We start from the raw sequence: 17,171 nt of genomic DNA, 5'->3' as shown, positions 1-17,171 counted from the left end.
TCGATGTTTTGGCCGACTAAGGGATTTAGTTGTTGATTAGCATGTGCTTTTAGATGTAGTGTATCTATTCACAAATTGATTCAAAATCCATGAGCCGGCATAGTCAAGCGGTGGAAGCCTTACTGCGCTGGGGCCCGCACACCGCCGCCGCCCTAGCTGCGCAGTTGGGCATCAGCCAGCCCACCGTCTCGCGCGCATTGGCGGACCTGGGCCCCGCGCTGGTACGCATAGGCCACGCGCGCGCCAGCCGCTATGCGCTGGCGCGCGATGTGGGCCGTGCCGGCAATCGCTGGCCGCTGTACCGCATCGGCCTCAAAGGACGCCCCGACACCTTAGGCGAGTTGCAAGCCTTATACGGAGGCTGGCTGCTGCGCTCGCCGCGCGCGCTGCCGCTGTACCCGCACGGCGAGTTCGACGAAGGCCAATATACGGACCTGCCCTGGTTCCTCTACGACCTGCGCCCGCAGGGCTTCCTGGGCCGCGCGTTCGCGCGCCGCCATGCCGCCGAACTGGGCGTGCCGGAAAATCCCGAGGACTGGACCGCCGACGACGTGCTGATCGCACTGTTGCGTCGCGGCGACGACCTGCCCGGCGACCTGGTGCTGGGCGAGGCCGCGTTGGAGCAGGCCCTGTTGGACACGGTATTGGACAACCTCGACACCTTGATCGCGCCGCAGCAACGTACAGCCGTCTATCCCCAGCGCGCGCTGGCCGCCGAGGCCGGCGAGATCGCCGGCTCCTCCGCCGGCGGCGAGCAACCCAAGTTCACCGCTGAACTGGACGCCGACAACGGCGAGCGCATATCGGTGATCGTCAAGTTCGCCCGTCACGATCCCGACAACGCTACCGCGCGGCGCTGGGTCAACCTGCTGGTTTGCGAACACTTGGCCGGACAAGTACTGACCGAACACGGAATCGCAGCCGCGTCCAGCGAGCTGATCGACAGCGAGGGCTGGCGTTTTCTGCAATCCATGCGCTTCGACCGCACGCCTCAGCGCGGCCGCCGCGGCACTACCACCCTACGCGCGCTGGATGCGGCCTATACCGGCAGCGACCCACACCAATGGCCTGCCGCCGCGGCAGCACTGCAACGCGAAGGCATCGTTTCCGCCGCCGATGCCGAACGCATCCGCCGGCTGCACCTGTTCGGTCGTTTCATCGGCAACACCGACATGCATTTCGGCAACCTGAGCTTTCATACCGAACCGCAGCGGCTGCAAGTGGCACTGGCGCCGGTCTACGACATGCTGCCGATGCACTATCGCCCAGGCGCGGGCGGCGCCGTGCACCAACGCCCCTACGAATTGCCGCTGCCCACTGGCGACCTAGCGGCGTGGCAATGGGCTGGCAGCGCCGCTCTGGACCTGTGGCGGCGCGCGCAGGACGATACGCGCATAGGTCCAGCGTTTCGTGCGGTGGCGGCGAGCAACGCGCTACGCATCGAGCAAGCGCTGCAGCGCTTCGGAAACTAGCGCCAGACGGCGGCGCAATGCCGCGCGGAGCCACTCACTTCGGCGCCAGGATCTTCGACAAACGATCCGGCGTACCGGGGATGCGCTCCAGGCTCGGATACTTCAGCCCCTCGCGGTAATCGATGCGCACGCTGCGCACCGCGTCGCCCTGCTTGACGATCAACTCGATCGGCGTGCCCTGCTCCTTGGCCGCGGTGATCGCGTCCTTGAGCCGCTCGCCCTCGTAGGCGTAGCCGTTGACCGCGAGCAGGTTGCAGCCCGGCGCCAGGCCGGCGTTGAAGGCTGGGCCGTCCCAGCGCACCGTGCTCACCGCGTTGTCCTTGTTGGCCACCACCATGCCCAGCGACCAGTTCAGGTCGGTGACCTTGCGCATGCCCTCGCTCTGCTTGACGTAGTCGCTGGGCTGGTCGCTGTAGACCAGGCGCCAGCCGGCCGCGGCCAGGCCGTCCAGCGGCGCGGCATTGGCGTCCAGGCGGCTGCGCAGGAACGCGGCCCAGTCGTGCTTGGCCACGCCGTCCAGCGCGGCGGTCACATCGTCGAAGGTGTAGGTCTTGACCGCGTAGCTGCCGTCGTCGACGCCGAAGAACGCGGCGGCGAAATCGTCCAGGCTGCGGCGCTCGCCGCTGAGTTCGCGCAGCTTGGCGTCCACCGCCAGCCAGATCAGCTGGCCGGCGGCGTAGTAGTCCTCGCTGAGCTGCTGGCTGCGGTAGGCCTGCGGCCGGCGCAGGGCGATGATGGGATCGTTGGTGGTGTCCTGCACGTTGCGCCAGGCGAAGCCGGGGCGATCCAGCGCGTAGGTGGCCGCGGTCATCGCCAGCGCATCGCGCGCGGTCTGCTCCTTCCACATGCCCGCACGCGCCGTCAGCACATAGCCCCAGTACTGGGTCTGGCCTTCGTAGACCCAGAGCAGGCTGTCCTGCATGGGCACGTTGAAATGCGGCGTGTCCAGATCCACCGGGCGGCGGAACTTGCCGTTCCAGGAGTGCACGAACTCGTGCGCGAGCAGGTCGCGGCCGATCGGGTTCTTGTCCCAGTCGGTGAAGTACTCCGGGTCCACGCCGTTCTCGCTGGAGCGGTGGTGTTCCAGGCCGATGCCGCCAATCTGATCCGACAACGAGAACAGGAAGTCGTAGTGGTCGTAATGCTGCGAGCGGAACAGCCGCAGCGCCTGCTCGACCATGCGCCGGTGCGCGCTCAGTTGCTCGGGCTTGGCCTCCAGGTACTTGGGCGCGTCGGCGACCACGTTCAGACGCACCGGCACCTGGGCGCCGGGCGCCAGGTCGACCTGGCGATAGTGGCGGCCGGCGAACAGCGGCGAGTCGACCAGGGTTTCGAACGACACCGGCTTGTAGCGCACGGTGTCGCCCTGCCGCGATTCCACTTCCAGCGCGGTGCCCGAACCCCAGCCCGCGGGCAGCTTCAGCGACGGCGACACCGCGATGCGGCCGGCGTCGTAGCCGGCCGGGTACAGCGCCACCGCGTTCCATTGCAAACTCAGCAGGTCCTGGCCCATGACCACGCGGCCCTGGTCGCCGCCGGTGGGCGAGAGGTAGTCGAACGCGACCTCGATCGCGCTCACGCCCTCGGGCACGCTCAGGCGGAAGGCGTAGACGTCGAGCGGATCGCGGGTCCAGGCGATCCGCTGGCCGTTGCCGCTGATCTGCAGGCCGGCGAGTTTGTTGATCGGACCGGTGGGCGAGTGGTTGCCCGGCAGCCATTGCGGATACCACAGGGTCAGCGGGCCGGCCTGCACCGGAATGCGCTGGCGGGTGCGGAATACGCGGTGGACCACGTCGCTGGCGTCGACCTCGACGCTCATGGTGCCGGCGTAGTCGCGCTCGGCCACGGCCGTGGCGGTTTGCGCCGCCGCCGCGGCGGGCAACAGCGCGGCGATCAGCAAGGGCAACAGGGCGGGCGACGAACGCTGCGGCATGGAGCGGCTCCGGCGAAACAGGGACGATCCCGCATCCTACGTGCGCCGGCCGCGCGCTCCCCTCCCATAGGTCACGTTTCGCCGCCGCGGGCCGCACAATGCCCGAGGCGGCACAACTGGCGAGCCGCGCCGCTCAGGGCTCGCGCTTGAACTCCAGCACCGCGCCGCCCTGGCGCAGGGTCAGGGTCTGCGCCGGGCCGGACTCGGGCGCGAACTCCAGCACCGCGCCCACCGCGTCCACGGTGTAGCGGTGCGGCGAGGTCGCCGCCAGCGCGAACGGCGGCTGGCCCGTCATCTGCGCCATCAGCTGCTCGCCCTGCTGGAACACGCTCAGCACACGGCCCTCGCGCGCGTAGCGGCCGACCACGCGTTCGCGCGCGGCCGCGGGCAGGGCGATGGCGGCGGTTTCGATCGGCAGGGCCTCGTCGGTGCGCCGCGAATAGATGCCCTCGCCTTCGCCATCGGGGTAGAAGCGCACGCCGGTAGCGCGGCCCTGCGCGTCGCGCTCGAAGCGCAGGCGGCTCAAACCGTCCTCGAACAGGAATTCGTCGTTACCCAGGGCCTCCAGCGGCACGCGCTGGCCGCCGATGCGCTGCGAAACCAGGCGCCCGCCGACCACGCGCATCGCCCGCGCGGTGTTGGCGTCCATGCGGTACACGCCTTCCAGCGGCTTGAGCTGCGGCTCGATCGGCCGCGCCGCGACCGGTTCCGGATAGGGCTGGCCGATCGCATAGGCGGCGATCTTGCGCGCCAGCACCTCGGGATTGCGCTTGCCCCGCGCGACCAGGTCGCTGTTCTGGACGATGGCCACGCTGACGTCGCTGCCCGGCACGTAGATCAGGAACGAGAGGAAGCCGAAGATGCCGCCGCTGTGCGCGAGCGCGTCGCCATTGCGAAAGCCGGCGTGCTCGATGCCGTAACCGTAGTGCTCGGCCTTGGCCGCGCCTTCGGGCGTGATCATCGCCGTGTACAGATCCGATCGCAGCACCTTGCCCTCGTGCAGCGCGCGGTTCCAGCGCAGCAGGTCGTCGACCGTGGACACCAGCGCGCCGGCCGCGTGCGGCTGGCTCATGCTGGCGTAGTTGGCCGGTGCCGGCGCGCCGTGGCTGAGCGTGTAGCCCTGCACCTGGCCGGGGATCAGCGCGTGGTCGTCGCCCCAGCGCGTGTGCTGCAGGCCCAGCGGCTGGAACAGCGCCTGCTGCAGATACTCGTGCCAGGGCTGGCCGCTGGCGGCTTCGATCACCGCGCCCACCAGCACGTAGCCGGAATTGTTGTAGGCCCACTTTTCGCCCGGCGCGAAATCCACAGGCAGATGCTCGAAGGTGTCGATCAGCTGCGCGGTGCTCAGGTCCATGCGGATCGGGCCGGCCATCACCCCGGGAATGCCGGTGTAACTCTTGACCCCGGAGGTGTGGTTGAGCAACTGGCGCACCGTGATCTTGGCGCCGTTGGGATAGTCGGGCAGGTACTTGGACAAAGGATCGTCCAGGCCGACCTTGCCGGCCTCGACCAGCTTGAGCAGGCCGGCGGCGGCGAACTGCTTGGTCACCGAACCGATGCGGAACACGCGCTCGGCCGACAACGGCACGCCCAGCTCCACGCTGGCCTCGCCCAGCGCGCCGCGGTACAGCACCTGATCGCCGCGCGCGACCAGCAGCGCGGCGCCGGGGCCGTGCTGCGCGTAGTTGGTTTGCAGCTGGCGCTGGGCATAGCGCGCGACCGCGGCTGCCGACGGCGCAGGCGCGGCGACGCTGGGCAGGCTGGCAGCGGCCAGGGCGAAGGACAGGATCCAAAGGCGCATGCGGCGAACTCCAGGGGCGGCGACAAGGGCGGCGACGCGCGACGATACGGGTAGCCGCTGGCTAAGCGCCACCAAGTATGCGTTCGAACACATTTATCTTATGTGTTCGAACGGACACATAAAAAGTAATCGATCGACAACATTCAGTTGATGTAAACGTTCGATTACATTATACTGATGTCACCATACGCTTACTTGGGAGGCCCGCCATGGCCCTCATCAAGACCCCCAAGGACCTGGGCACGGTCATCCGCAACCGGCGCAAGGAGCTGGGCTGGGATCAGGCCAAGCTGGCGCTGGAAATAGGCGTCAGCCGCCAGTGGGTGATCGATATCGAGAAGGGCAAGCCGCGCGCCGAGCTGGATCTGGCGCTGCGCGCGCTGCACGCTCTGGGCTTGTTGCTGCGTAGCGAAAATCCCGCAGAGAAAACGCCGGCGGAGGCCCCGCGCGGCAATACGGTGCCTGCGGCGAACATCAATCGCATCGTGGACCAGCACTCGCCCTGGCGATTGACGCAGCTCTCCGATCCCACGTCCACCAAAGCCTATGACGCTCTGATCAATCCCCCTGGATCGATCGGTCAGCTGACACGAATCTCCGATCCCACGTCCATCCAGACCTACGATGCCCGGATCAATCCATCTTCGATCCACCATTTGACGCAATTCGCCGACGCCACCTCCGTCAAGGCCTACGACGCTCTGATCAATCCAACCGGATCGATCGATCGGTCGACGCAGTTCGCCAAGCCCACGGCCACCAAAGCCTACGATGCCCTGATCAATCCGCCGGGATCGATCGGCCGATTGACGCAGTTCACCGATCCCGCCTCCACCCACATCTACAGCACCCTGCTCAATCCACCCGCATCGACGAATCGACTGACGCCGCTGGCCGATTCCGCATCCAGCCGGCTTGTCGACGCCCTGACGAGCCCGCTCGCAGGCCGCACGACTGCGCCTGATGCGCCCGCAACGAGCTCCAAACCGGCAACCACCGCAAAGAAGAATCGAGCCGCCAGCAAACCCAAGAAGGCGAGCAAGAAGCCTAAGCCCACGGGCGCCAAGTCCAAGAAGGATCGCTGATGGAACTCTGGGCGCTGCTGAACCAGACGTTCGTCGGACGCTTCCTCAGCGATACGCCCGGACGCTTGCGCTTCGAATACGCGCCCGGCTGGCGCGATTCTATGGCCGCCATGCCGATCTCGCTCAGCCTGCCGCTGACCCAGGACCGGCACGACGACCCGGACATCGTGTCCGCGCTGCTATGGGGCCTGTTGCCCGATAACGAGCACACCTTGCAACGCTGGGCGGCCCGCTTCCAGGTCTCCGCCCGCAATCCCCTGGCGCTGCTGTCGCACGTGGGCGAGGACTGCGCCGGTGCTATCCAGCTCGTTCGGCCGGAACGCCTGGAGGCGCTGCTCGAAGGCCGCGACGATCACAAGGAATGGCTGAGCGAAGCGGAAGTCGGCGATCGCTTGCGCAGGCTAAAGCAGGACAGCGGCGCCGCGCGTAACCCGGACGACGTAGGCCAATTCAGCCTGGCCGGCGCGCAGCCCAAAATCGCCTTGCTGCACGAGGACGGACGATGGGCGGTGCCTAGCGGCCGCATACCCACCACCCACATCCTCAAGCCGCCCGGCAGCGAGTACGACGGCTACGTGGAGAACGAGCATTTCTGTCTTCGGCTCGCCAGCCGGATCGGACTCCCGTGCGCGCGATCGCAAGTGGCGAACTTCGACGGCGAGGTCGCGATCTGCGTGGAGCGCTACGACCGCCAGCCGGGGCCGGACGGGTCCTGGCTTCGCATCCACCAGGAGGATTTCTGCCAGGCGCTGGGCATCCTGCCGCAGCGCAAATACCAGAACGAGGGCGGACCGTCGCCACAGGCCATGGCCTCGCTGCTGCGCCAGCACTCCCTGATGCCGCGTGCGGACGTCGAAACCTTGTTCCTGAGCCTGATCTTCAACTGGCTCATCGCCGGCACGGACGCGCACGGCAAGAATTACTCCTTGTTGCTGGGCGAAAACGGCGCCGCCCGCCTGGCACCGGTCTACGACATATCCAGCGCGCTGCCCTATCCGCAACTGGATAATCACAGGATCAAGATGGCGATGAAAGTCGGCCATCACTATCGCTGGCAGGAGATCCAACCCAGGGATTGGGTTTACCTGGCCAGGGACATGGCCCTGGAAGCGGATTTCGCCTGGACCGCCTTGCACGCCATGGCGCGAACGTTGCCGGACCACGCGGCCGCAGAACTCGAGGCCCTGCGCCACGAGGGCGTCGAACATGCGGTGCTGCCGCGGCTGGTCGACCAGATCGCCCGCTCTTGCGAACGCGCATTGCGTCTATTGGATCTGGCGGCGAACGCTCAGGCGTAATAGACCCGACGCTCCTGGGAGCGTCGAATCCGCACCGCCTCAGCGACGCCAGACCAGGCAGTGGTTGTGCGCCGGCATCGCTCGGCGGTCGATCAGGCGCAGGCCGGCCGATTCGGCCAGCGCCAGCACCGCTTCGATATCGCGCAGCCCGCTGGCGGCGTCGCGCTCGCGCAGGATCGCGTCGAATTGCAGGTCGCTCTGGCTCAGGTACTCGCCACCGGCCTTGAACGGGCCGTACACCACCACCCGCGAATCGTCGGCCAGCAGGGTCGGCAGCGCGGCGAACAGCGCCTGCGCCTGCGGCCAGCCCATGATGTGCAAGGTGTTGGCGCTGTAGACCACGTCGTAGCCCGAACGCCGCGACACCGGGTCCAGCGGGATCGGCGGGCGCGGCGGCATCAGCCCGGGCACGGGCTCGGTCACCGCGTACAGCTCGAACGGCGGCGGTGTGTTCGCCAGCGACGCGTGCGCGAGCCAAGCGCGGATGCCGGGCAGCTTCTCGGCGCGGTCGGAGCATTGCCAGGTCCAGCCCGGCACCGCGGCGGCGAAATGCACCGCGTGCTGGCCGGTGCCGCTGCCGATCTCCAGCACCTGCGCCTGCGCGGGCAGGTGCGCGCGCAGCACCTCGAGGATGGGGTCGCGGTTGCGGTCGCAGGCCGGCGCGTAGGGCAGATCGGTCATGCGCGAGGAACGTCCGGGACTCAGGCGCTGGCGCCAGCGCGCGCGCTGCCGGTCAGCATGCTCAACGCGACCGCCTCGGCGGTCTTGATGCCGTCCACGCCCGCCGAGAGGATGCCGCCGGCGTAACCCGCGCCCTCGCCGGCTGGAAACAGTCCGCGCGTGTTGAGGCTTTGGCCGTCGCCGCCGCGGGTGATGCGCACCGGCGAAGAGGTCCGGGTTTCCACACCGGTCAGGACCGCGTCGTGCATCGCGAAGCCGCGCAGCTGTTTATCGAACGCCGGCAGCGCCTCGCGGATCGCCTCGATCGCGTAACCGGGCAGCGAGGCGTCCAGACTGCCCAGGCGCACGCCGGGCGTGTACGAGGGTTTCACTTCGCCGAACTGGGTGGACGCGCGATTGGCGACGAAGTCGCCGACCAACTGCGCCGGCGCTTCGTACTCGCCGCCGCCGAGTTCGAACGCCAGCGCCTCCCAATGCCGCTGCAGGGCGATGCCCGCCAGCGGACCCTCGCCATAAGCGGCGTAATCCTCCGGCGTGATCCCGCACACGATCGCCGCATTGGCGTTGCGCTCGTTGCGCGAGTACTGGCTCATGCCGTTGGTGACCACGCGCCCGGGTTCGCTCGCGGCCGCCACCACGGTGCCGCCGGGACACATGCAGAAGCTGTAGACCGAACGGCCGTTGCGGCAATGGTGGACCAGCTTGTAGTCGGCCGCGCCCAGGATCGGGTGCCCGGCCTGCGGGCCGAAGCGCGCGCGGTCGATCAGCGACTGCGGATGCTCGACCCGGAACCCGATCGAGAACGGCTTGGCTTCCACGTATACGCCGCGCGCATGCAGCATGGCGAAGGTGTCGCGTGCGCTGTGGCCCAGCGCCATGACCACGTGGTCGGCGCGCAACTGCTCGCCGCCGGCCAGGGTCACGCCGCGCACGTGGCGCACGCCGGCCGCGTCGGTTTCGACCAGCAGATCGTCGACACGGTGCGAAAAACGGATCTCGCCGCCCAGCGCCTGGATGGTCGCGCGCATGTGCTCGACCATGGAGACCAGGCGGAAGGTGCCGATGTGCGGCTTGCTGACGTAGAGGATTTCCTCCGGCGCGCCAGCGGCCACGAATTCGGTCAGGACCTTGCGGCCGTGATGCTGCTTGTCGCTGATCTGGCTGTACAGCTTGCCGTCGGAGAAGGTGCCCGCGCCGCCTTCGCCGAACTGCACGTTCGATTCCGGATTGAGCACCTTCTTGCGCCACAGCCCGAAGGTGTCGACGGTGCGCTCGCGCACCGCCTTGCCGCGCTCGAGCACGATCGGCCGGAAGCCCATCTGCGCCAGCACCAATGCGGCGAACAGACCGCAGGGGCCCATGCCGATCACCAGCGGGCGCAGCGGCAGCTGCGCCGGCGCGCGGCCGACGAATTTGTAAGTGGTGTCCGGCGCCGGGCCCAGCTTGATCGGCGAGCCCGCACCGCGCGCGGACGCGGTCTCGGCCTGAGCGCGCTGCAGCAGCTCGGGCGCGCGCGGGGTGTCCACGTCCACCGTGTAGATCAGCACGATCGCGCCGCGCTTGCGCGCGTCGTAGCTGCGCTTGACCACGGTGTAGCCGCGCAGCTGATCCGCGCTTATGCCCAGCCGGGCCAGGATCGCGTCGGCCAGCGCCGGCTCGGCGTGGTCCAGCGGCAGCTTGATGTCGGTGAGTCGGAGCATGGGCCAGGACCTGGACGGTGACGCATTTTAGCGGGTCGAAGCCATGGCGCCGCGTATTGGCCGTGTCGCTGCGGTCCAACCGGCGGCCTGTAGCGACACGAGCCGGCTTGCTGAACGTCTCACAGGCTGAGACGGCCACGGGCTTAACTCCCCGCTCTACCCGGACAGGAGCGGACATGGCACAGGCATTGGCGCGTCACGACGACGACGAACGCGGCCTGGCGCCGACGCAGGGCACGCGCGGCGACGGCGACGCGCTGGCGCGCGCCCTGGGCCGGCGCTACGCCGACCGCATCACCGGCCACTACACCCTGCCCGGCCGCGAGGGCCGCTACGCGCCCATACCCGACGACGTGCCCGCGGCCTTGCGCGCGGCGCTGCACGCGCGCGGCATCGAGCGCCTGTACAGCCACCAGGCTCAGGCCTGGGAGGCCGCGCGCGCCGGCGAGCACGTGGCCGTGGTCACTCCCACCGCCTCGGGCAAGTCGCTGTGCTACACCCTGCCGGTGGTCTCGGCGGCCATGGCCGGCGGCGCCAAGGCGCTGTACCTGTTCCCGACCAAGGCCCTGGCCCAGGACCAGGTGGCCGAGCTGCTGGACCTCAACCGCGCCGGCGAACTCGGGGTCAAGGCCTACACCTTCGACGGCGACACCCCCGGCGACGCGCGCCAGGCCATCCGCCTGCACGGCGACATCGTGGTGTCCAACCCGGACATGCTGCACCAGGCGATCCTGCCGCATCACACCAAGTGGGCGCAGTTCTTCGAGAACCTGCGCTACGTGGTGATCGACGAGATCCACACCTACCGCGGCGTGTTCGGCAGCCACGTGGCCAACGTGCTGCGCCGGCTCAAGCGGGTGTGCGCGTTCTACGGCGCCAACCCGCAGTTCATCCTGTGCTCGGCCACCATCGGCAATCCGCAGGCGCATGCGCAGGCGCTAATCGAAGCGCCGGTGCGCGCCATCGTCGAATCCGGCGCGCCCAGCGGCGACAAGCACGTGCTGCTGTGGAACCCGCCGGTGGTCAACGCCGATCTGGGCCTGCGCGCCTCGGCGCGTTCGCAGAGCAACCGCATCGCCCGCATCGCGATCAAGGCTGGGCTCAAGATCCTGGTGTTCGCGCAGACCCGGCTCATGGTCGAGGTGCTGACCAAGTACCTCAAGGACGTGTTCGATCATGACCCGCGCAAGCCCGCACGCATCCGCGCCTACCGCGGCGGTTACCTGCCGACCGAGCGGCGCGAGGCCGAGCGGGCCATGCGCGACGGCCGCATCGACGGCATCGTGGCGACCTCGGCGCTGGAGCTGGGCGTGGACATCGGCAGCCTGGACGTGGTGGTGCTCAACGGCTATCCGGGCTCGGTGGCCGCGACCTGGCAGCGCTTCGGCCGCGCCGGGCGCAGGCAGCAGCCCTCGCTGGGCGTGCTGGTGGCCAGTTCGCAGCCGCTGGACCAGTACGTGGTGCGGCATCCGGAGTTCTTCGCCGACAGCCCGCCCGAGCACGCGCGCATCGCCGCGGACCAGCCGCTGATCCTGTTCGACCACATCCGCTGCGCTTCGTTCGAGCTGCCGTTCCGCGCCGGCGAAGGCTACGGCCCGATCGACCCGCAGGTGTACCTGCAGGCGCTGAGCGAAACCGGCGTGCTGCACCAGGAAGGCGAGCGCTGGGAGTGGATCGCCGACAGCTACCCGGCCAACGCGGTCAGCCTGCGCTCGGTGGCCGACGGCAACTTCGTCGTGGTCGACCGCAGCGACGGGCGCCAGGCGATCATCGCCGAGGTCGATTACTCGGCCGCCGCGCTGACCCTGTACGAGGGCGCGATCCACATGATCCAGTCCACGCCTTATCAGGTGGAGAAGCTGGATTGGGACGGGCGCAAGGCCTACGTCACCCGCACCCACGTCGACTACTACACCGACTCCATCGACTACACCAAGCTCAAGGTGCTGGAGCGCTTCGACGGCGCCGCCGCCGGCCTGGGCGACAGCCACCACGGCGAAGTGCACGTGGTGCGGCGCGTGGCCGGCTACAAGAAGATCCGCTACTACACCCACGAGAACATCGGCTACGGCCCGGTCAACCTGCCCGACCAGGAACTGCACACCACCGCGGTGTGGTGGCAGCTGCCGCAGGCGGTGCTGCGCTCGGCCTTCGCCTCGCGCCAGGACGCGCTGGACGGGTTCCTCGGCGCCGGCCACGCCCTGCACGTGGTCGCCACGGTCGCGGTCATGGCCGACGCGCGCGACCTGCAGAAGGCGGTGGGCAACGGCGACGGCGCCTGGTTCGCCAGCGCCGACCGCAACGGCCGCGGCCAGCTGCGCGGCACCGAAGGCCATGCGCTGGCGCCGGTGGAGGTGCAGCAGTTCGTGCCCACCGTCTACCTGTACGACAACTTCCCCGGCGGCGTGGGCCTGAGCGAACCGCTGTGGACGCGCCAGGCCGAACTGCTGCAGCGCGCGGCCGAACTGGTGCAGCGCTGCGACTGCCGCGCCGGCTGCCCGGCCTGCGTGGGCCCGGCGCTGGCCGCCGACGAAGCCGACGGCGCGGCCACGCCCAAGGCGCTGGCGCAGCAGGTGCTGGCGCTGCTGTGCGAGGACGCTGAAGCATGAGCGTCAGCGTGGACAAGCTGCGTTTGCTGCAACGCCAGGCGCGCGGCGTCGCGATCGCGCCGCCCGCGCCCGCGCCGCCGCCGGCGGTGCCGGACGCGCAGACCAGCCTGGAATCGCTGCGCCGCCTGCTCGGCGTGCGCGAACGCCTGCCCACCGTCGCCGCCGCGCCGCGCGCACCGTTGGACCGTCATCTGCCCGGTCGCGAGATCGCGCCGGGCCTGCACCTGGTCGAAGCGCACCTGCCCGGCGCGGTCCCCGCCGACGCGCTGCCGCTGGACTTCGCCCGTCGCCCCGGCGAAAGCGTGGACCCGCGCCGGCTGCTGTTCTTCGACACCGAAACCACCGGCCTGGCCGGCGGCACCGGCACGCGCGCCTTCATGATCGGCGCGGCCGACTGGCACCGCGACCCGCAGCACGGCGACGGCCTGCGCGTGCGCCAGCTGCTGATCGCCTCGCTGGCGGCGGAGACGGCGATGCTGCAGACCTTCGTCCAGTGGCTGCGCGTCGACACCGTGCTGTGCAGCTACAACGGCCGCTGCTACGACGCGCCGCTGCTGCGCACGCGCTACCGGCTGGCGCGGCTGTCCGATCCGCTGGCCGGCCTGGACCACGTCGATCTGTTGTTCCCGACCCGGCGCCGCTACCGCGGGCGCTGGGAGAACTGCCGCCTGGCCACGATTGAGCGCGAACTGCTGCGCATCGTGCGCGAACACGACCTGCCCGGTTCGCAGGCGCCCGCGGCCTGGCTGCAGTACCTGCGCGGCGGCGGCGCCGGCCTGCTGCGGCGCGTGGGCGAGCACAACCACCAGGACGTGGTCACCCTGGCCCAGCTGCTGCAGCGGCTGGTCGAGGCGCAGGCGCTGGAGTCGGCGCAGCAGCCCGCGCCGTACTGAGCCGCGTTCATGCGGCGCACACGCGCGCCGCCGCAGGCTGTGGCGACCCTTCCGCCCGGAGCCGTGCCATGTCGCGCCTCGTCCTGACCGCTGCCCTGCTGTTGTCGCTCACGGCCTGTGCCACCGCGCCGCAAGCCGGCGGTCCGATGCCGCCCAGCGGCCAATGCAATGCCGAAGGCGCGCGCTGGGCGATCGGCCGCGGCGTCGACGACGACACCACCAACCGCATCCTGCGCGACACCGGCAGCCGCGACGCGCGCGTGCTTACGCCGGGTTCGGCGGCGACCATGGACTACCGCGGCGACCGCATCAACATCGACGTCAACGAGCGCGGCGCGATCACGGGCCTGCGCTGCGGCTGAGCGGTTGCGCCAGGCGCCGCTCCCCACCCGTCATCGGGTATGAGCCGCAACCTCGAGCGTAGTTTCTCGCCGTCATTCCGGCGAAAGCCGGAACCCATTTTGATCTTGCTTACGACCGCCCCTGAAGCGATGAGCGATAGCGACATGGGTTCCGGCTTTCACCGGAATGACGGGAGCGTGCGGTCCTTGCTTCGCGGTGCGCACAGGCTCGAAACAACGGCCGCGGGCCCGGGTTAATCTCCCGCACAGCCGACCGCGCGCAGGCTGTGCGCGCCTCCGACACAGGACCGTCCCATGACCGCCACCCGCATCGCCCTGACCGTACTGGCCGCCGCCGCGCTGAGCGCCTGCGCCAGCCGCGCCAATCCGCCGCAGATGGCCGGCCCGCTGCCGCCGGAACAAATGACCTGCAATGCCGAAGCCGCCAAGTCGGCCGCGCTGGGCAAGCAGGCCACCGCCGAAGTCGTCGAGAAGGCGCGCAGCGACGCCGGCGCCAGTGCCGCGCGCGTGCTCAAGCCCGGCCAGATGGTGACCATGGAATTCATGGAGGGCCGGCTCAACGTCGACGTCGACGACAAGAACGTGATCGTCGATCTGCGCTGCGGCTAAGCGCCCCCGCGCCGCGCGCGCATGCGCGCGGTGCCCGCCGCGCGGCTTGCTAGACTTCGAGCTCCACCCGGATCGGAGCCCCGCATGCGCCGCGCGCCTTGGTTGATCGCCGCCGTCGTCCTGCTGGGCCTGTGGGCCTGGTCGCAGCGGCCGGCCGCGCCGGATGCGCGCGCGCCGGCGCCGGCACCTGTCGGCGTGGCCATCGGCGACAGCGCTCCGGCAGCGGTCACGCGCTCAGATCCCGCGGCCTACCCTGCCTTCCTGCCCGCCGAAGCGCGGGACGTGCTGCAGCGCATCGCCCGCGGCGGCCCGTACGAACACCGCCAGGACGGCGGCACCTTCCAGAACCGCGAACGCCGCCTGCCCAGCCAGCCGCGCGGCTATTACCGCGAGTACACCGTGGAAACCCCGGGCTCGGACGACCGCGGCGCGCGCCGCATCGTCACCGGCGGCGATCCGCCGCGCGAGTACTGGTACACCGACGACCACTACCGCAGTTTCCGCCGCTTCGACCCGCCGGAGAGCGCGCGATGAACCCGCAGCAGCTGCGCGAACTGCTGGCCGATCCTGCCCAGGCCGGCGCCTATTTCGTCGACGCGCGCGACACCCACGCCATGGCCGAAGCCGGCGCGGCGCTGGGCTATGCGGTGGTGCGCATCGACCTGAGCGGTTGCCGAGACAAGGCCGACCTGCTGATGCGCGCGGCCGCGGCGCTGGCTTTCCCCGACTGGTTCGGCCACAACTGGGACGCCCTGGCCGACGCGCTGGAAGACCTGTCCTGGCTGCCGGCCGCGGGCTATCTGCTGCTGCTGGAACACGCCCAGGACTGGCAGGCTCAGGCCAGCGACGACCCGGCGACCCTGCTCGACATCCTCAACGAAAGCTCGGCGCTGTGGGCCGAACAGCGCAAGCCGTTCTGGGCGCTATTCCCGCTGCCGGCCGAACGTCTGGATGCGATGGCATAACCAGCCTGCAGCGGATCTCACGAATCCGTCATTCCGGCGCAAGCCGGAACCCATTTTGATTTTCGCTGCAACAACTCGCGAATCAGCGAGCGAAGCAACAGCAACATGGGTTCCGGCTTTCGCCGGAATGACGGAGTGGTGACAGTCGAGTCGAGAACGCCGCAGCACGCGGCGCACCGGGCTTGGCTCAGCGCCGATCGTCCTTCTCGTCCTTGCCCTTCAGGTCGATCTTGTCTTGCTTGTCGTTCCAGCGCACTTCCTGCTTGCGCTCGCACCACGACGGCACCGGTTCGCCAGGGCGGTCGGGCTGGCTGGTGCATTCCGGACGCGCGTCGACCGCGGCGTTGGTATCCAAATAATCGGGCGTGCTGGCGCAGGCGCCCAACAGCAGCAGCGGCGCCAACAGACTAAGACGCAGGGTCATGAGGGGTTTCCGTGGTTGGGGGCGAGGCCCGACCTTGCCGCAGCGCAAGGCGCCGCGGCAAGAGCCTCCCGTCATGCCGTTTCGGCGGCGATCACGTTCGATGGCGCGCTTTGTACCCGCGCGTAGCGCCAGGCGATCGCCAGGCCCAGCAGCAGCAGGGCCGAGGCGATGAACCAGGGCACGCCAGGCAGATGCACCGGCGAGGACTTGCCGACGAAATAGCCGAAGCTGACCGCGAACAGACTGGGACCGACGATGCCGGCCAGGCTGATCAGGCTCATCAGCGCGCCTTGGACGCGGCCCTGCACGTCGGCGCCGACCTGTCGGGTGATCAGGGCCTGGGTCGCCGGCGCGGCCATCGCCCACAGGGCGCTGATCGGCAGGCCGACCAGGAACAGCCAGCCCACGTCGGCGAAGCCGTAGATCATGAAGCCCACCGCGCCGCAGCCCAGGCCCAGCAGCAGGGTGCGCCGCTCGCCCAGCGACTTGACCGCGCGCCCCACCAGCACCGCGTTGACGATCACGCTGAGCACGCCGACCACGCCCAGCACGTAGCCCACTTGCTTTTCGTGCCAGCCGTATTGGTAGTCGGCGAACAGCACGAACACGCTGGGGTAGACGTAGTGGGCCAGGTTGGCGATCAGCACCACCGCGGCCAGACCGAACACCTGCGGATAGCGCTTGAGCAGCATCAGCGAACCCACCGGATTGGCGTGCGACCAATCGAACTTGGGGCTGCGCCGTTCCGGCGGCAGCGATTCGGGCAGCACGAACAAACCGTAAAGGAAGTTCAGCAGCGCCAGGCCGGCGGCGAACCAGAACGGCAGGCGCGCGTCGTAATAACCGAGCTGGCCGCCGATCACCGGACCGACGATGAAGCCCAGGCCGAAGGCCGCGCCGATCATGCCGAAGCTCTTGGCGCGGTCTTCCGGCGCGGTCACGTCGGCGATGTAGGCGTTGGCGGTGCTGAAGCTGGCCGAGGTGATGCCGGAGATCACCCGGCCCACGAACAGCCACGGCAGGGTGTTGGCCAGGGCCATGAAGATGAAATCCAGACCCAGGCCCAGGCACGACAGCAGGATCACCGGCCGGCGCCCGAAACGGTCCGACAAGGCGCCCTGGATCGGCGCGCACACGAACTGGATGGCGGCGAAGGTGGTGCCGAAGGCCGCGATCCAATAGGCCGCGTGTTCGGTGTCGCCGCCGGCGAATTGTTTGATCAGCGGCGGCAGCACCGGAATGATCAGGCCGAACGACAGCACGTCGATCAGCACGGTGACGAAAATAAAGACGAGCGCGGCGCGGCGCGCGCCGGGTACGGATGCGGTCACGTGGGGAG

At 69.2% G+C, this 17,171-nt stretch carries 15 protein-coding genes; 9 read left to right on the top strand and 6 right to left on the bottom strand.

Annotated features, from left to right (window positions below; translation table 11 throughout):
* Positions 1-89 precede the first annotated feature (89 nt).
* Complete coding sequence (gene yjjJ, locus DX914_RS16905) at positions 90-1,472, top strand: type II toxin-antitoxin system HipA family toxin YjjJ (RefSeq protein WP_115860908.1); 1,383 nt, start codon at positions 90-92, stop codon at positions 1,470-1,472.
* A 34-nt stretch (positions 1,473-1,506) separates the two neighbouring features.
* On the opposite strand, the gene DX914_RS16900 is transcribed toward yjjJ, so the two are convergent.
* On the bottom strand, positions 1,507-3,405 hold the full coding sequence (locus DX914_RS16900) for a M61 family metallopeptidase (protein WP_115860906.1): 1,899 nt from the start codon (positions 3,403-3,405) through the stop codon (positions 1,507-1,509).
* Between the two features lie 133 nt (positions 3,406-3,538).
* Entirely contained in the window at positions 3,539-5,206 is a 1,668-nt protein-coding gene (locus tag DX914_RS16895) for a serine hydrolase domain-containing protein (protein ID WP_158549380.1), read from the bottom strand.
* A gap of 209 nt (positions 5,207-5,415) precedes the next feature.
* On the opposite strand from DX914_RS16895, the gene DX914_RS16890 reads away from it, so the two are divergent.
* Both DX914_RS16890 and DX914_RS16885 read left to right on the top strand, forming a co-directional pair.
* On the top strand, positions 5,416-6,291 hold the full coding sequence (locus DX914_RS16890) for a helix-turn-helix transcriptional regulator (protein ID WP_115860902.1): 876 nt from the start codon (positions 5,416-5,418) through the stop codon (positions 6,289-6,291).
* On the top strand, positions 6,291-7,589 hold the full coding sequence (locus tag DX914_RS16885; RefSeq protein ID WP_115860900.1) for a type II toxin-antitoxin system HipA family toxin: 1,299 nt from the start codon (positions 6,291-6,293) through the stop codon (positions 7,587-7,589). Before DX914_RS16890 ends, DX914_RS16885 begins: the two co-directional genes overlap by 1 nt.
* A gap of 39 nt (positions 7,590-7,628) precedes the next feature.
* Here the strand turns inward: DX914_RS16885 and DX914_RS16880 are convergent, their stop codons facing one another.
* Positions 7,629-8,270 carry a DUF938 domain-containing protein gene (locus DX914_RS16880; RefSeq protein ID WP_115860898.1) on the bottom strand — a complete coding sequence of 214 codons (642 nt, stop codon included), beginning with the start codon at positions 8,268-8,270 and terminating at the stop codon, positions 7,629-7,631.
* A 20-nt stretch (positions 8,271-8,290) separates the two neighbouring features.
* Positions 8,291-9,970, bottom strand: a complete 1,680-nt coding sequence (locus DX914_RS16875; RefSeq protein WP_115860896.1) for an NAD(P)/FAD-dependent oxidoreductase — start codon at positions 9,968-9,970, stop codon at positions 8,291-8,293.
* Between the two features lie 176 nt (positions 9,971-10,146).
* On the opposite strand from DX914_RS16875, the gene DX914_RS16870 reads away from it, so the two are divergent.
* From DX914_RS16870 to DX914_RS16845, 6 genes are all read left to right on the top strand, one after another.
* Positions 10,147-12,579: a DEAD/DEAH box helicase gene (locus tag DX914_RS16870; protein WP_115860894.1), complete on the top strand. Its 2,433-nt coding sequence runs from the start codon at positions 10,147-10,149 to the stop codon at positions 12,577-12,579.
* Positions 12,576-13,472, top strand: coding sequence for a ribonuclease H-like domain-containing protein (locus DX914_RS16865; RefSeq protein WP_115860892.1), 897 nt, complete (start codon positions 12,576-12,578; stop codon positions 13,470-13,472). The genes DX914_RS16870 and DX914_RS16865 overlap by 4 nt, the downstream gene beginning before the upstream one ends.
* Positions 13,473-13,540: 68 nt before the next feature.
* Positions 13,541-13,834: an I78 family peptidase inhibitor gene (locus DX914_RS16860; RefSeq protein WP_115860890.1), complete on the top strand. Its 294-nt coding sequence runs from the start codon at positions 13,541-13,543 to the stop codon at positions 13,832-13,834.
* Positions 13,835-14,128: 294 nt separating this feature from the next.
* Positions 14,129-14,443: an I78 family peptidase inhibitor gene (locus tag DX914_RS16855; protein WP_115860888.1), complete on the top strand. Its 315-nt coding sequence runs from the start codon at positions 14,129-14,131 to the stop codon at positions 14,441-14,443.
* Positions 14,444-14,527: 84 nt separating this feature from the next.
* The gene (locus DX914_RS16850) at positions 14,528-14,977 is read left to right on the top strand and encodes a guanyl-specific ribonuclease (protein WP_115860886.1); all 450 of its coding nucleotides are present in this window, start codon (positions 14,528-14,530) and stop codon (positions 14,975-14,977) included.
* On the top strand, positions 14,974-15,408 hold the full coding sequence (locus DX914_RS16845) for a barstar family protein (protein WP_115860884.1): 435 nt from the start codon (positions 14,974-14,976) through the stop codon (positions 15,406-15,408). Before DX914_RS16850 ends, DX914_RS16845 begins: the two co-directional genes overlap by 4 nt.
* Positions 15,409-15,595: 187 nt before the next feature.
* Here the strand turns inward: DX914_RS16845 and DX914_RS16840 are convergent, their stop codons facing one another.
* Positions 15,596-15,832 carry a hypothetical protein gene (locus DX914_RS16840; protein ID WP_147300714.1) on the bottom strand — a complete coding sequence of 79 codons (237 nt, stop codon included), beginning with the start codon at positions 15,830-15,832 and terminating at the stop codon, positions 15,596-15,598.
* Positions 15,833-15,903: 71 nt separating this feature from the next.
* Positions 15,904-17,163, bottom strand: coding sequence for a TCR/Tet family MFS transporter (locus DX914_RS16835; protein WP_115860880.1), 1,260 nt, complete (start codon positions 17,161-17,163; stop codon positions 15,904-15,906).
* Positions 17,164-17,171: the final 8 nt, after the last annotated feature.

Origin of the sequence: Lysobacter silvisoli (assembly GCF_003382365.1) — a bacterium.
GTDB lineage: Bacteria > Pseudomonadota > Gammaproteobacteria > Xanthomonadales > Xanthomonadaceae > Lysobacter > Lysobacter silvisoli.
Note: the sequence above shows the minus strand (reverse complement) of the source record. Positions and strands in the feature narration are given on the sequence as shown.

Excerpts from the sequence above, each read along its gene's own strand:
- DX914_RS16875 (WP_115860896.1), bottom strand. The coding sequence starts at position 9,970 with ATGCTCCGACTCACCGACATCAAGCTGCCGCTGGACCACGCCGAGCCG.
- DX914_RS16855 (WP_115860888.1), top strand. The coding sequence starts at position 14,129 with ATGACCGCCACCCGCATCGCCCTGACCGTACTGGCCGCCGCCGCGCTG.
- DX914_RS16845 (WP_115860884.1), top strand. The coding sequence starts at position 14,974 with ATGAACCCGCAGCAGCTGCGCGAACTGCTGGCCGATCCTGCCCAGGCC.
- DX914_RS16860 (WP_115860890.1), top strand. The coding sequence starts at position 13,541 with ATGTCGCGCCTCGTCCTGACCGCTGCCCTGCTGTTGTCGCTCACGGCC.
- DX914_RS16840 (WP_147300714.1), bottom strand. The coding sequence starts at position 15,832 with ATGACCCTGCGTCTTAGTCTGTTGGCGCCGCTGCTGCTGTTGGGCGCC.
- DX914_RS16870 (WP_115860894.1), top strand. The coding sequence starts at position 10,147 with ATGGCACAGGCATTGGCGCGTCACGACGACGACGAACGCGGCCTGGCG.
- DX914_RS16850 (WP_115860886.1), top strand. The coding sequence starts at position 14,528 with ATGCGCCGCGCGCCTTGGTTGATCGCCGCCGTCGTCCTGCTGGGCCTG.
- DX914_RS16900 (WP_115860906.1), bottom strand. The coding sequence starts at position 3,405 with ATGCCGCAGCGTTCGTCGCCCGCCCTGTTGCCCTTGCTGATCGCCGCG.
- DX914_RS16865 (WP_115860892.1), top strand. The coding sequence starts at position 12,576 with ATGAGCGTCAGCGTGGACAAGCTGCGTTTGCTGCAACGCCAGGCGCGC.
- DX914_RS16890 (WP_115860902.1), top strand. The coding sequence starts at position 5,416 with ATGGCCCTCATCAAGACCCCCAAGGACCTGGGCACGGTCATCCGCAAC.
- DX914_RS16880 (WP_115860898.1), bottom strand. The coding sequence starts at position 8,270 with ATGACCGATCTGCCCTACGCGCCGGCCTGCGACCGCAACCGCGACCCC.
- DX914_RS16895 (WP_158549380.1), bottom strand. The coding sequence starts at position 5,206 with ATGCGCCTTTGGATCCTGTCCTTCGCCCTGGCCGCTGCCAGCCTGCCC.
- DX914_RS16885 (WP_115860900.1), top strand. The coding sequence starts at position 6,291 with ATGGAACTCTGGGCGCTGCTGAACCAGACGTTCGTCGGACGCTTCCTC.
- yjjJ (WP_115860908.1), top strand. The coding sequence starts at position 90 with ATGAGCCGGCATAGTCAAGCGGTGGAAGCCTTACTGCGCTGGGGCCCG.